Raw genomic sequence first — 14,089 nt, forward strand, 5'->3', positions numbered from 1 at the left:
AATTGATGCTGCGTTATCGCCTATTTATGGGGAATAACCACACCACATAGGCTCTGCCTTGCCTAAATACCAAACAGACTGCTGCAAATTTAACCTTGAAAGATCAACAGACCCTAAGTAATGCGCGTAAAAACATTTCTGTGTATAAAGTAAGTGGCTTACTTGATTGGGTTAGTTTAGCTCGCATTACTGCGCCTTCCCAACCAATCCAAAAATATTCACTCATTTGTGTAGTATCAACATCAGTTTTAATAGTGTGTTGCTGTTGAGCCAAGTCTAAACACTGTGTTAACTGTGTTTGCCAAGCATGGTAACTCTGCATTAGGCGTATTTTAAACTCGTCACTTAAATGATTGAGTTCTTGGTTTAAATTGCCTACTAAACAACCGCGTTTGTAATCATACTTTAGCATCCCAGCTATAGCACTTTGGGTAAAGTTAACAATGCGTTCTAGGGGCGGTACTTCAGGTTGCTCTAAATAAAACTTAAGTTTAGCTATAAAAAACGTGTCGTACGCATCAACCAAAGCTAAGCCAAATGCTTCTTTATTTTTAAAGTAATGATAAAACGAGCCCTTAGGGACTTTGGCTTTTTTTAATATGGTGTCGAGCCCTGTGGCACTAAAACCAAACTCAGTAAGGGTTTCTAATCCCACACGAAGGAGCAACGCTTTAGTGTCTGCGTTGTCTCTGGCTATTTTGGGTGGGCGGCCACGCCTATTTGTAACTGCTGATATTTTATTCATAACTTATATTAGACCGATCGGTTTTAAATAATCAAGTGTTTATTTGCAATCTTTTTAAAACAACGAAATCTGTTCATTTTTCGATTACAAATTAATGAGGAACTTTAGCTTATGTTGCCAGTCACAAATATGACACTTATGTGTTTTTGAGCCGATATGTCGGAACATTTAAATAAAGTTATATAGGTTAAAGTTGACTAAGTGTGAGCAATAAATTTATTTTTTAATTAATTTATCATTGCATCAGCAGCTTAGTTAAAGTCAAACAAATTAATTGTATTTTGTGTTTGAATTAAACATTTTTGTTGGCTATTTATTAAATGTAGATGAACTTAATGCTACAAAAATATAAATATAAAAGTGAGGATTTTACCGATGAAGAGACAGAAAAGAGATCGTTTAGAAAGAGCTCATTCTCAAGGTTTTAAAGCTGGTTTAGCTGGTCGCTCAAAAGAGCACTGCCCTTATCAACAAGTTGATCCTAAGTCTGAGTGGCTTGGTGGTTGGCGCGAGGCAATAGAAAATCGCAATATGTATAAAACATAAACTCACAACGAATTTAAGCAAAAAAGCCTCTAGTTAGAGGCTTTTTTGCGTGCGTTAAAATTAAAACGCGCTAGTGTCTTGGAATAAGCCCACTTTTAAATCTTTTGCTTCGTATATAACGCGGCCGTCTACTTCAACAGTGCCATCAGCCATACCCATAAACAACTTACGTTTAATAACGCGTTTCATATCGAGACGGTAAGTAACTTTTTTTGCCGTTGGCAATATTTGACCAGTAAATTTAACTTCGCCTACACCTAATGCGCGGCCAAGACCAGGACCACCAGACCAACCTAAGAAAAAGCCCACAAGTTGCCACATAGCATCTAAGCCTAAACAACCAGGCATTACTGGGTCGCCTTTAAAATGACAGTCGAAAAACCAAAGGCTAGGATCGATATCTAGCTCTGCAACTATTTGACCTTTACCATGTTCACCACCGTCATCGGTAATTGAAATGATACGATCCATCATTAACATGTTGTCACTTGGCAAACGACAATTTCCTTCACCAAACATTTCACCTTGACCACAAAGGATCAAATCTTCTTTTGTATAGCTATTTTTAGGTTCCATAACACTTTATCTTTGCTTAGAAATTGCCACGTACTTTAGCGTACACTTGTACGCTAAACAACTCGGAGCAGTTAAAAAATGGTTTAAATATAGCCAATCAGACAATGCAACTGATTTTAGTATGATTAAACCGCGCAATTACTAACAGAAATCATTATAATTAGGGCTGACTTTTAATCAGTTTAAAGGAAATTTATGACCCTTTTTGTTAACTCACTCACTGTGATTGATTTTTCTTACTTATGCAATAAACGCGGTGCAGTTGGCGAAAGTTGGATTGTTGATTTGACTTTACATGGCAAACTAAATGAAGAGTCTATGGTTTTAGACTTTGGCTTAGTTAAAAAGCAAATAAAAGGCATTATTGATGAGTGTATTGATCACCGTTTAGCTGTTCCAAATAACCTAAACGGTAGCATTAATGAATTTGCTGATCATAAAACATTAGATTGTACATTTGGTGAGAATAAGCACCTTGCAATGAGTGCGCCTCATCAAGCTTTTTGCCTGATAGATACCGATAAGATAACCATTGAGTCGGTTACAGAGTATTTAGTTGCCACAATACTGCCACAGCTTCCTGATAATATTGAAAAAATTGAACTGGCATTAAAGCCTGAGCACAGCCAAAGTTTTTACTACCACTACAGCCATGGCCTTAAAAAGCATGACGGTAATTGCCAGCGTATTATTCATGGTCATCGCTCACAAATTGGTATAAGCCTTGGCGGTATTTCTATGCCTCGTTTGCAAAAACAGTGGGCTGATAAATGGCGTGATATTTACTTGGCATCTAGCGAAGATCAAATAAACGCCTCTGAATTAAAACATATCTCAGCTAAAAGTGATGATGTTTGTTTTGCGTATACTGCGGCGCAAGGTTACTTTGAAATGGCTATTAGCGAATCGCGTTGCGACATTTTACCAATAGATACCACAGTAGAATGTATTGCTGAGTTTATTGCCGGCCAAGTAAAACTGCAGCATCCAGAAAAAGACGTAAAAATTACCGCTTATGAAGGCGTTGGCAAAGGGTCAATTAGTTATGCTTAAATCCTTATTAGTGTCAGCGTTAATTGCATCATTTAGTTTTAGTGCTTTGGCAGTTGAACTAAAAGGGCATTTAACTCAAGGCGGCTTGGTTACAGGGCAATTAAATAACGCAAAATCGGTTAGCTTAAATGATAAGCCATTAAAGTTATCTGATACTGGCTTATTTGTATTTGGTTTTGGTCGTGATGCAAAACCAAATCACACTTTATCATGGGTTGATAAAAGTGGAAAAAACCACAGCCAAGATTTAGTTATAACCCTTCGTGACTACAACATCGATAAAATAACCGGTGTTGCAAAAAAATATGTATCGCCACCAAAAGCGGTCAGTGAACGTATTAGCCGTGAAGCGGTCGCGGTAAGAAAAGCGCGCGCTGTTAACTCTGACCTAGAGTACTTTTTACAGCCTGTGCTTAGGCCTGCCGAGGGCCGTATTTCAGGTGTTTATGGAAGCCAGCGTTACTTTAATGGTGAACCACGCAGACCACACTTTGGTTTAGACATAGCAAATAAAACAGGCTCTCCTGTGTATGCGCCGATCAGCGGTACCGTGGTATTTGCTGAACCAGATTTATATTACTCAGGTGGCACATTAATTTTAGATCATGGTCACGGTGTTACCTCGACTTATATTCATTTAAGCAAGCTAGATGTAAAAGTGGGGGATAAAATTACACAAGGTATGAAAGTGGCTGAAATAGGTGCTACGGGCCGTGTAACTGGCCCGCATTTAGATTGGCGATTTAATTGGCAAGGTGAACGCCTTGACCCTGCATTATTGATGCAAGATACATTAGCAAACAAAAAGTAGAGATTATGACTCAAGTAGAGCGCGAAGCAATTATTGCGCAGCGTATAAAAGATTCGACCACATCGGTTACAAAAGCGGTATTTCCTGGGCGTACTAATCACCACAATACGCTATTTGGTGGTGATGCATTAGCGTGGATGGATGAGGTTGCTTTTATAGCAGCTACCCGTTTTTGCCGTAAGCCATTAGTGACTATTTCATCTGATAGGGTAGATTTTAAAGAGGCTATTCCGGCAGGTTCATTTGCTGAATTAATCTCAAAAGTGTCGCATGTAGGGAATACCAGCCTAAAGGTAGATGTTGAAATATTCCTAGAAACCATGCACAAAGATAATAAGCATTCTGCTATTACGGGTAGTTTTACTTTTGTTGCTGTGGATGATAACCACAGACCAACACCGGTAGTATGCGATAAAATGCTACATGGCTTTGAGTTATAACGCGAAATAGTAAATTAATATAAGCACCAAACTAGGTGCTTATATTAAAACCAATAAGAACACATCATACTATATTTCTTAATGCTGCAAACTTAGCATTAATGTTTGTTTGGGATAATGAGTAAAAAGGAGGGTGTAAATTTCAAAATAAAAAGGCGTGCACAAAGCACACCTTTTAAAAATTAAAGTACCATGGCGGCTATCCAGCCGAATACCAATAGCGGTAAATTAAAGTGAATAAAAGTTGGAACAACCGAATCCCAAATATGGTCGTGCTGACCATCAGCATTAAGGCCGGAAGTTGGCCCTAACGTGGAGTCGGAGGCAGGGGAGCCGGCATCACCTAATGCGCCAGCAGTACCAACAAGAGCAGCGGTTGCCATTACGGAAAAGTTTAGCTCTAAACATAAAGGAACAAATAAGGTGGCAATAATAGGTACCGTTGAAAACGAGCTGCCTATTCCCATCGTTATAAATAAGCCGACTAATAAAATTACAGCCGCAGCCATCGGCTTATTACCATCAAAAATTGCGGCGCTACTGTGAACTAAGCTGGCTACGTGTCCGGTTTCTTTCATGACCGCGGCAAAACCTTGTGCTGAGATCATAATAAAGCCAATCATGGCCATCATTGCCACGCCTTTACTAAATACGTCGCCGTTTTCTTCCCACTTAACCACACCAAATACACTAAATATAACCACGCCAACTAGGCCGCCTAATATCATAGAGCCACTGGCATTTTGAGCAATTAACGACGCAACAACAGCAAATAAACCAACCATCATTACTTTTTTGGGGTTATCAATTTCTGTTTGTTTACTCTCAACGGTAAGGGCGGTATTTGTATATTCTCGGCGTTTTCTATAAGTAATAAACAGCGCAATTAACAACCCCACGAACATGCCAATAGCAGGAATAATCATTGCCAAAGGTACGCTGGTATTGACTATTTCAAGGCCATTATCTACTAGGTTTTTATGTAATATAGAGTATAAATAAATTCCACCAAACCCATAAGGGAGTACCATATACGAGGTGGCTAAACCAAAGGTTAAAATACAAGCAATAGCGCGTCTGTCTAATCGCAATTTGTTAAACACCACTAATAGCGGCGGAATTAGAATAGGAATAAACGCAATATGAACAGGGACTAAATTTTGTGAAGAAATAGCACAAATCAAAATAATAAACAGGATAAAATAGCTGAGCAGGGTTTCACTCGAACCTGTTTGTGCATTAACTTTAGCTAATAACTTCGCAGCTAAAATACGTGTTAGGCCTGACTTAGAAATTGCGACGGCAAATGCGCCTAACATAGCATAACTGAGCGCTATTTCTGCACCTGACGATAATCCTGAATTAAAAGCATCAATGCTTTCTTTCAATCCCATGCCAGCGGTTAATCCGGCAACCAGTGCACTTATTGTCATTGCAACAATCACATTTACACGGACTAAAGTGAGTCCCAGCATCAAAATAACGCCGATAATTACTGCGTTCATAGATTTCTCTGTTTTGTAGATTTAATTAATTTTATCAGATCTTTAGCCTGATTTTTACGTTCTTTAGTAAATGGATGTCTTGCATAGCGCACTTGCTTAAATAACTCACAAAAAGCGGTTATTTGTTGCTCTGCATGGGGAGCTTGGTTGCTAATATGTTCTAAAGTTTGGGTTGGCGTGGCATTTTCAGGATAGCTAATCGCGTGTTTATTAGCCCAACAAATAATTTCATAATACTCATTTACCAGTGGTGGTTGTTTTTTTGCGGCTTTAGGGCGGTTTAAATAAATAAAGTAAGCCGTAAAACTCAAAATTAAAATAATAATAACCCCAAGTGGCACCAGCCAAATGAACTTATTACCAAATAAGGCTGCAAATAAATCTTGTTGCTTGTCTTTATCAAACCCAAGTACCCAACTAGACCATTGATAATCTAAGTTTTCTAATTCAAGTCTAAGCCAATTAATAGCGGCATAGTTACTTAAACTAACGAGCCCAAAGTTAATATTATTTTTGAATTCGTCATTAAGGGTAGCACTTTGTGACAAGGAGCCGTTTAACCGTTCGGGTGCGACTACCGCCGTGGCATCAAATATTTTCCAACCCGCGCCGGTATATACTTCAACCCAGGCATGCGCATCGTATTGACGAATAGTCATGTAATCACTGTTTTTATTTAGCTCGCCTCCTAAATAGCCACTGACAACACGCGCAGGAATACCTGCACTTCTAAAAATAAAGGCAGCGGCACTGGCATAATGCCCGCAAAAGCCGCGCTTATTATTAAACATAAACTGATCGAGCGTATTTTCGCCGCGCATGGGGGTGGGTGTAAGTGTATAGCTAAATTCATTTTTAGAAAAATAGCTTAAAAGTTGATTAAAAAATTCATCGGCATTGGCACTATTATTTTTTAATTGTTGCGCTAACTGATGAGATTTTTGATTATTACTAACAGTTAATTGGCTATAAAACCGCTGTTGGGACTTATTAAGCGATGTACTTGATAACGGTTCACTATTAACTGCATATTGTAAAACCTTGGATTTATATTGTTGTTTACGTAATAAACCTAAAGCATTGGCAATAACATTGGGGCTTTCACTACTTGAAAAACCAAGCCCATATAGCCAATCTGAAATAGCAGGCTCAGCTATAACCGTATACTGAGCCTCATTTTCACTCGTGCTTTTTTTAGCGGGTAATATCAACGCTTGCTTTAAAAAGGAGGATGTTTTCCACGCTGCACCATTAAATTCATCATGTACAATAGCGCGCCAATAATAGGGCGTAGGGGGTGGTGTACCATTAAATTTTGCTCTAAATACCAGTTCATCAGAATTTGATAACTTAGCTATATCAAACGGATCGACTTGTTCAGATAATCCTGTTTGTGCCATTTTTGGACCAGGTAGTTGCCAAAATGCCGGAAGTTTAGGTAAAAATAATAAAAGTATTACGGCTAAAGGAAAAGCCAGTAGCATAATTTTAGCACTTTGTTTTGAAGAGAGTTTTAAGCTATGACTAGACTCTAATAACCCTAGCACCGCAAAGTTTAAAATATAGAAGGTGCTTATAACTAAGGTAGTAAAAATGGTTTGGCTAAACAGATACACCGCTGAGAGTGAAAAGAACGTAAGGGTAATGATCAATTGGTAATGCTGTTTTGATTTTGCCTGCAATAATTTAAAAACACACGACAATAACAGCATGGCTACAAACAATACGACGGTATCTTTAAAGCCTATGCTGCTTAGCATAATAATTAATGCAATGGCGGCCAATCCATTAGCAAACCACGCGTTGGGTTTCTGCTTTTGTTTAACTGTTAAATAAACATTCCAGCCACATAACACGCTAAGCATTGCAATAAAGGGCAGGGGTAAGTGCTCTGTAAAAAAACTGACTAGCCCTAAATAAATAAACGATAGAGCAAAGTTAATAACGCGATGGTTTTTAATCTCATTCATTATCATTACCGACTTGGCTTAACGCTTGTAAACAACGCTGATGATGCAGCTTGCCTGAATTGGTGGTGATTAATTTATTAGGAAGTTTTAAAGAATAATTAATATCACTTTCAAATGCTTGGCAAACTAAAAAACAGAGTTGCCCTAAACGCTGTTCGGTATCGCCCGTGACTAAGTTAAAATCGAATTGTGCATCCGCTGATTTAAAGTCACTAAATTGTTTTACAAGTAATTGCTGTGTTTTTGCATAGTGCTTCCATGATATTCGCTGTAACCCCATTTCTGGCAAATGAGTAATTAAACTTTCAAATTCATCATCACCTTTATGTTTTTCAGTGCCTTCATCGGTATTATTTGCAACTAAGTTTTGGTGTTTTTGATTTGTTGTTTTAATTATTGACGGATAAACATACACTGCTTTATTCGGTTGTATATAACTCCACACACTGACTAAACCAAAGGGGTAATTACTGGCAATTTTTATTGGCTTTAACTTGTAACAGCCTCGCTTGGTGTAAGGTAATGATAATTGGCATTTTATTACTTCATTTTTAACGCGCGTAATGTAACACGCATTTTTTAAATCCTTGGGGTAACTCAATGTAATGGATTGGCAAGGATCATCGGCTTCTATTTGCCAAACTAGCTGTGGTGTCTGAGGCGCAAAACTGTCAATGGCGTATTTAAAGCTGACAGTTAAACCTCTGGCATTACTGTAGCCCAATAACAATGCAAAAATTATAATCACAAACATTAAATAAGCCATAAACAGAATTAAATTATTTTGATAATTAACCCCCATTACAAAATTTAATGATGCAACAACGCTAAAATAAACGCCAAGCGTGGATGGTAAAACATAAATAGTATTATGTTTTAAGGTGATGCTATTTTTTTTGTGCTTATTTTTTAATAAGGCCGTTAAAATCGCGCTTTTTATATCGTGAATAAAAGTAGGGCGCTTAAATTTATAAATACGCATTTACCTAAACGGGCACTAAAACATGTTTTAAAATGGCCGCTATTTGTGTATCGCCCGCATCACTATGTAAACCTAATCGATGCTGACACACACTTGAAAAAACAGCCTGTACATCTTCGGGTAATACGTAGTCACGGCCTTCAATATAGGCCCACGCTTTGGCCGATTTAGCCAGTGCCATACTGGCTCTTGGGGAAAGCGAAGTCGTTAATGTTTGAGACTCACGAGTATAAGTCACTAACTCAATTATATAATCAACCACCGGCGAACTTAGCGAGATATTTGATATAGCATCTTGAATTTGCTTAAGTTGATGTTGTTCAATTCGCTGCGGTAACTGCGAATAGTCACGTTTTTGATTATTAAACAGTAACCGTTTTTCTGCATCTTTAGGTGGAAACCCTAAACTAATTCGCATTAAAAAACGATCTAGTTGTGATTCTGGTAACGGGTATGTACCTGCTTGATATAATGGATTTTGAGTCGCAATTACAAAAAATGGAGTAGGGAGCGGATACTTTTCTCCATCTACTGTTACTTGGTGTTCTTCCATCGCCTCCAATAAAGCACTTTGTGTTTTAGGACCCGCGCGATTTATTTCATCAGCGAGCACCACTTGGCTGAAAATCGGGCCTTTATGAAATGAAAAACTATGTTCATTATTATTAAATATATTGGTGCCAATAATATCAGCGGGCAATAAATCGCTGGTAAATTGTATACGCTGATACGATAACCCCAGTACTGCAGCTAATGCATGCGACAAAGTGGTTTTTCCCATGCCGGGTAAGTCTTCAATTAGTAAATGGCCTTCACTAAATAAACAGGCTAACGCTAATTTTATTTGTTGTTGTTTACCAAATATAACGGTAGATAGGTCATCAATTATTGTTGTAACAATGTGCTGCATAATTTCCTTTAATCTATGAGTTCTAAACGTTTCATTACCGCATCAACTTTTTGCGCGTTAAAGGGCTTAGCTATAAATTCTTTTGCGCCTAGCTCCCAGGTATTTTGCACTGTTTCAAAGCTATTGTGGCCTGAACACATAACAACATGTGCATGAGGGTGTTCGTTGTTAATCGACTCTAAAATTTCAATGCTTTCAGAATCAGGTAAATCAACATCTAAGAATATAACGTTGGGTGATTTTTCAATAAGCAGAGGTTTAGCACAATTAAAATTATCGCACTCAATGATGTCATCAAAACCTAAACCGGCTAATACTTGGCTTAAATCAGCGCGGATCTGTTTAACATCATCAATAATTAAAATTGGTTCGAGTGGGCGTACAAATTCCATATGAATACTTCAATGTTTTTTACGGCTTGTGCTTTAATATTAAGCTAAGCATTAAGGAACCTCAAGGTGATAACTATGAATAACCATAATAGTTGTTTAAAGCCACCTAATGTCCGATACCGTCTAGTATTGGACTTAGTGAGCTTGAAGCTTTTAAAATAGAGCGCTGCTTATATATAGGCACATTACTACCTATAATTTATATTATGTTAAATAGCATAAATGTGTACTTAAGCAATCTAACTGTCGGCAATTACGTCACTTATAAACATGGTATTTTAGCCCTTTTATTCGCACATTATTTATTTATAGTAATATGCTCTACTTTATTAAATATAAAAACGTTGTAATGACATTTTAATCAACCAAACTATTTAGCTAATCAATTAATTGCTTAAGCTGTTTAGTTTCGTCGTTTAGCTTTTGCTGATACTTTTTAACTTTGTCATGCTTACCTTAACGCTTAGCTTTTTTAAGACCGGTTTTATATTCTTCAATTTCGCTATTGGTATCATCTATTTTTTGTTGTAACTCTGCTTTTAATCCATCCTGGGTGCAGTATTCGTTTGTATTATTGAGTGCTTTATTAAGACCTGCAACTTGGTGTGAATTACCTTGGCGTTTTGCAGTTAATAACTGGTGGTTAACTTCACAGGCATTTTTTCGCACACCCCGTTAAATTTGCACAATCATCTTTGGCCAATACGACTGTTGAACCGGCAAATAAAAAACTTATTGTAATACCTTTAATAATCGTCATTTTAGAGTTTTTATTATCTCGCATTGGTCATTATTCCTCTTTAATTAGTCGTTAGCGGCAAAATACAGATAACAGCCCTTGCAGCTCTTCATTTATAACATGTTGTTTTACAACATCTTGCATAGGAGTATTTGATACTTTGTTATTTAAAATACCCACCATTTTAGCGCTTTCTCCAGCACATAAAGCCTTAACACTGTGTACGCCTAATCTTATTGCTAACATACGATCCGCTGCAGATGGATTACCGCCGCGTTGTAAGTGCCCTAGCTTAGTTACGCGCAAATCTATACTGGGATTAACGATACTTATTTTCTCACATATATGCTCAACGCCAATTTCATCACCTTCAGATACCACCACAATAAAAGCATGCTCACTGTGATAATCACTAATTTTATTCACTAAATAAGTTATGTCTTCATCACTTTCAGGTATTAATATCGAATCGGCGCCAGAGGTTAAACCGGCATAAGTGCCAATATAACCAGAATCACGTCCCATTACTTCAATAACAAACACCCTATTATGTGATTCTGCAGTATCTCTAATATTATCAATACATTGCATTGATGTGTTTACTGCTGTATCAAACCCTAAGGTGTAATCTGTACCCGCAATATCATTATCAATAGTGCCTGGAATGCCTATATACGGTATGTTAGTAATTTGTGATAACCATAAACACCCTCTAAATGAGCCATCTCCACCTATCACAATTAAAGCGTCAATATTATTATGTTCAATTGTAGCTAGTGCTAGATTTCTACCGGCGTAACCTCTAAATCTTTCACTACGCGCTGTTTTTAACACAGTACCACCTAAGTGCATGGTTTGTTGTAGGCTTTTGCAATCAAGTGTCACTAAATCATTATCAATTAAACCCTCAAACCCTTTTCGAACGCCCGACACTTTTATTCCATGTTGTTGAGCGGTTTTTACTATGGCAAATAATGCGGTGTTCATCCCAGGCGCATCGCCCCCTGAGGTTAATACGGCAATGTGTTTAATTGGTTGCATCGGTTCACATCCTTCGACAAGCTAAACTTTAATAATTCATAATAGCTGTTTATGAGTAGGCTGTGTAAAGTAAGCGCAGTAAAGTTGATCTACTTGGGGTTTATTTGATTGTTTAATTAGTATGAAGGGAGCAGTTATAAATTGAAAAGTTGGTATGTTACTTTTGCTTTTAAAACAACATACCGTAATTTTTAATGAAGAGCCGCTGTAAAAGGAATGTTTTTACAAATTTCGGCTTCTATTGTTAGTAGCTCGTCTAAGCGTTCGTTAACTTCTTGCTTATCAAAGTATTCGTAGGCGAGTTCCACAAATAAATTTTTATGTTTTTCTTCTGATTTAGCAATTGCGACATAAAAATCTTTTTCTTTTCCTTCAGGTAGTGCCTCGGCAACTAAAGAAAAACGTTCATGTCCCCTCGCCTCAATTACCCCACCTACTAATAGTCTGTCCATTAAAAAACCGTCACGACCATGCCTAAAGTGTGCACGAATTTGTTTAATGTATGGATCTTTTTTATCATCACCCAAATTAGTATCGCGTTCAATTAATAGTTTAAGCACTTGTTTAAAATGAATTAACTCTTCAAGAGCTAAGTCAGTCATGGCTTTAACTAATTTACGCTTATCCGGATAATGTGAAAGCATTGACATAGCCATGCCAGATGCTTTTTTCTCAGCAGCAGCGTGGTCTTGTAAAAAGGTTTCGAAGTCAGCTAAAACAACTTCGGTCCATTCAAATGGCGTGTGGTATTTTAATTCAAACATAGGGATACAACTTATAAAATAATGCGTAGATTTTAGCGTATTTAAAAATAAAAATCTTTGATCGCGATTTAAATTTAACTTTCATAAGGCAAAAACTTATCAATCCGCCCTTTCGACGTTGACTCAATTTTTAATGGGTGCTTTATATCATTCCATGCAGTGACTTTACCGCCCATGTTCATTTTTTCAAAGCCAGCTAAGCTGCTGGTAATATTTAAAAACTCACATAGCTTATTAAAACTCTCGGGATTTGCTATATCAATGGCTAAAAAATCATTAGGCCGGTCAGCAAAGTAAGCATTAGCACTATTAAAGTGAGTGTTATAACAATTAGTTAAATATTCATCCTGATTAATGTTTTCGAGTGAAAAATCACTAAACGTATTTAAGTAACAGCGCTTTAAATGAATATTAAAGCCCCCATCAGCACGCGTTAAATTAGTATGCATACGCACTAAAAGCTGTTTGATTGAAGGCAGCCACGCGCTAAGTTCTCGCTTTAAATATACAAATTTAGAACCTGGGTAATATTTATCTAATGTTTGATAATCGTTAAATACAGGTGTGTCTGCGATAGCCACCGCATTTTCAAAACAAGCGTTAGTGTAAGCAGTATGGGCAGTAGGTATACCAAAATCTAAAAATGCATTACATACGCTAGTCGTCCCAGTGCGTGGTAAACCAATAATAAATATTTTTTGTGTCATGGCGTTTTAAATGTCTTTTTCTGAATACCAAAGTGATGCATCATTAAGGGGTGTTAATGCGGGTAACTGATTGTTTTTTAATTTAATGATAATTTTATTTTTTATATCTGCATGCTCAATCGCACTGCGATGATAAGCCTTAAACAAACGATCAAACTCACCGTTTTTACGCATAATAGCTAAGCCTTTCTCAACCGCTTGCGCTATTTCGGGCTTTTCTTTACTAAAAAAGAAGTAGATCGCACTTGGGTATTGCAACAATAAGTGTGGCACTATCGTGAGGTTAGCACCGGCTTCATCTTTAAAGGTATTGAGCTCAGTTTCAACCTCTAACACAGAACGAGGAAATACATCACCTCGGCCTTTTATCAACATATTAAATAACGAATTATATTCGATTGATGTCGATACAGTTAAACCGTTGTCCTGCAGTATTTGTGTGTCAGGCCAATCATGCCCTTGAATGAAGTGTATGCTTTTAAAGTCGCTAAGGGTATTGATGTTTAATAAGGTATTCACTTTATCCTGTGTAGTTACCAAAACACGCCACCCATATAACCCCTTAAATATAGGCACTCTAACGGGTAGTAATTGTTGCTCACGCTGTTTAGAGGTCATGGTCCAAGCTACGTTTATTTCATCATTATGAAGAATTTGCTTTAACGCGCGGCTCTGTGGCATCGAAATACTTGAGGGTTGTAATGTAAAATTTTCTCCGCTGAATTGCAGAGCTGTTCTTAATAGTACTAACGGATATAATATTTCATCTTCACCACTGCGCATTGTTTTGGGGTATACAACATGCAAACTAGAAACGGTGTTTTTGCTATTATTTTCTATTGCCCATGCAAATGATGTCAGCGAACTGAAAAAATAAACACATGTAAAAACAATAGCTAACCGCATAA

General features: G+C 37.3%; 16 protein-coding genes. 4 read left to right on the forward strand and 12 right to left on the reverse strand.

The window, feature by feature from the left end; genetic code table 11:
* Positions 1-103 precede the first annotated feature (103 nt).
* A complete protein-coding gene (acuR, locus tag CWC14_RS13070) occupies positions 104-745 on the reverse strand; it encodes an acrylate utilization transcriptional regulator AcuR (protein WP_138563247.1) in 642 nt (213 codons plus the stop codon).
* 375 nt (positions 746-1,120) lie between these two features.
* Here acuR and rmf point away from each other — a divergent pair, with 375 nt between their 5' ends.
* Entirely contained in the window at positions 1,121-1,291 is a 171-nt protein-coding gene (rmf, locus tag CWC14_RS13075) for a ribosome modulation factor (protein ID WP_008114656.1), read from the forward strand.
* A 60-nt stretch (positions 1,292-1,351) separates the two neighbouring features.
* Here the strand turns inward: rmf and fabA are convergent, their stop codons facing one another.
* Positions 1,352-1,867, reverse strand: coding sequence for a bifunctional 3-hydroxydecanoyl-ACP dehydratase/trans-2-decenoyl-ACP isomerase (fabA, locus tag CWC14_RS13080; protein ID WP_010389976.1), 516 nt, complete (start codon positions 1,865-1,867; stop codon positions 1,352-1,354).
* A 195-nt stretch (positions 1,868-2,062) separates the two neighbouring features.
* Here fabA and CWC14_RS13085 point away from each other — a divergent pair, with 195 nt between their 5' ends.
* From CWC14_RS13085 to CWC14_RS13095, 3 genes are read left to right on the forward strand one after another with little or no spacing between them, the layout of a single operon-like run.
* Positions 2,063-2,920 (forward strand): 6-carboxytetrahydropterin synthase, encoded by an 858-nt coding sequence (locus CWC14_RS13085; RefSeq protein ID WP_138563249.1) that lies wholly within the window; start codon positions 2,063-2,065, stop codon positions 2,918-2,920.
* Positions 2,913-3,731: a M23 family metallopeptidase gene (locus CWC14_RS13090; protein ID WP_138563251.1), complete on the forward strand. Its 819-nt coding sequence runs from the start codon at positions 2,913-2,915 to the stop codon at positions 3,729-3,731. The genes CWC14_RS13085 and CWC14_RS13090 overlap by 8 nt, the downstream gene beginning before the upstream one ends.
* A gap of 5 nt (positions 3,732-3,736) precedes the next feature.
* On the forward strand, positions 3,737-4,171 hold the full coding sequence (locus tag CWC14_RS13095; RefSeq protein ID WP_008114650.1) for an acyl-CoA thioesterase: 435 nt from the start codon (positions 3,737-3,739) through the stop codon (positions 4,169-4,171).
* A gap of 182 nt (positions 4,172-4,353) precedes the next feature.
* On the opposite strand, the gene CWC14_RS13100 is transcribed toward CWC14_RS13095, so the two are convergent.
* From CWC14_RS13100 to CWC14_RS13145, 10 genes are all read right to left on the reverse strand, one after another.
* A complete protein-coding gene (locus CWC14_RS13100) occupies positions 4,354-5,676 on the reverse strand; it encodes a Na+/H+ antiporter family protein (RefSeq protein WP_090492605.1) in 1,323 nt (440 codons plus the stop codon).
* A complete protein-coding gene (locus tag CWC14_RS13105; RefSeq protein WP_138563253.1) occupies positions 5,673-7,646 on the reverse strand; it encodes a transglutaminase TgpA family protein in 1,974 nt (657 codons plus the stop codon). Before CWC14_RS13105 ends, CWC14_RS13100 begins: the two co-directional genes overlap by 4 nt.
* A complete protein-coding gene (locus tag CWC14_RS13110) occupies positions 7,639-8,628 on the reverse strand; it encodes a DUF58 domain-containing protein (RefSeq protein ID WP_138563255.1) in 990 nt (329 codons plus the stop codon). The genes CWC14_RS13105 and CWC14_RS13110 overlap by 8 nt, the downstream gene beginning before the upstream one ends.
* A 4-nt stretch (positions 8,629-8,632) precedes the next feature.
* Positions 8,633-9,538, reverse strand: coding sequence for an AAA family ATPase (locus CWC14_RS13115; RefSeq protein ID WP_138563257.1), 906 nt, complete (start codon positions 9,536-9,538; stop codon positions 8,633-8,635).
* An 8-nt stretch (positions 9,539-9,546) separates the two neighbouring features.
* A complete protein-coding gene (locus CWC14_RS13120; protein WP_013464929.1) occupies positions 9,547-9,930 on the reverse strand; it encodes a response regulator in 384 nt (127 codons plus the stop codon).
* 456 nt (positions 9,931-10,386) lie between these two features.
* Positions 10,387-10,599, reverse strand: coding sequence for a DUF1090 family protein (locus tag CWC14_RS19780; protein WP_249928752.1), 213 nt, complete (start codon positions 10,597-10,599; stop codon positions 10,387-10,389).
* Positions 10,600-10,741: 142 nt separating this feature from the next.
* The gene (locus CWC14_RS13130; RefSeq protein WP_138563259.1) at positions 10,742-11,710 is read right to left on the reverse strand and encodes an ATP-dependent 6-phosphofructokinase; all 969 of its coding nucleotides are present in this window, start codon (positions 11,708-11,710) and stop codon (positions 10,742-10,744) included.
* A gap of 191 nt (positions 11,711-11,901) precedes the next feature.
* The gene (locus tag CWC14_RS13135; protein ID WP_138563261.1) at positions 11,902-12,474 is read right to left on the reverse strand and encodes a MiaE family protein; all 573 of its coding nucleotides are present in this window, start codon (positions 12,472-12,474) and stop codon (positions 11,902-11,904) included.
* A 74-nt stretch (positions 12,475-12,548) separates the two neighbouring features.
* Positions 12,549-13,181, reverse strand: a complete 633-nt coding sequence (locus CWC14_RS13140; protein ID WP_138563263.1) for a sulfotransferase — start codon at positions 13,179-13,181, stop codon at positions 12,549-12,551.
* Between the two features lie 6 nt (positions 13,182-13,187).
* Positions 13,188-14,087: a substrate-binding periplasmic protein gene (locus tag CWC14_RS13145; RefSeq protein ID WP_138563265.1), complete on the reverse strand. Its 900-nt coding sequence runs from the start codon at positions 14,085-14,087 to the stop codon at positions 13,188-13,190.
* Between the last annotated feature and the right edge of the window lie 2 nt (positions 14,088-14,089).

The sequence above is a fragment of the Pseudoalteromonas sp. S3260 genome (assembly GCF_005886925.1).
Taxonomy (GTDB): Bacteria; Pseudomonadota; Gammaproteobacteria; order Enterobacterales; family Alteromonadaceae; genus Pseudoalteromonas; species Pseudoalteromonas tetraodonis.